1 pseudogene is annotated in these 341 nt (G+C 62.2%); it reads left to right on the forward strand.

Going from position 1 to position 341, the window contains the following annotated elements:
- Positions 1-341 (forward strand): annotated as a pseudogene (locus H6B10_RS15805) (DUF4874 domain-containing protein); the annotation flags it as partial.

Genomic DNA, 341 nt, shown 5'->3' on the forward strand with positions numbered 1-341 from the left:
GTTCCTCTGGTGTCGGCAGAGATCCCGGCGGGGCCCAAACCCGTCACCAACCCCATGAAAGGGCTGGTGGCCTGGGGCGAAAACTACCGTCAGGACCCCTATGTGGCCTTTGCCTATGTGCCGGTGTACTGGAATGAGCTGGAACCCCGGCAGGGAGAATATGATTTTGCCGCACTGGAAGAGCGCTGCCATTTTGCGCAGTGGCGGGCCGACGGGGTACGGCTGATCCTGCGGCTGGTACCGGACACCCCCACCGGGGAAAGTCACATGGATATTCCCGGCTGGCTTTACGATGCCATGGACGGGGCCGGTACCTGGTACGACGGGGACTATGGCAAAGG

This window comes from Gemmiger formicilis (assembly GCF_016901605.1).
Taxonomy (GTDB): Bacteria; Bacillota; Clostridia; order Oscillospirales; family Ruminococcaceae; genus Gemmiger; species Gemmiger formicilis_B.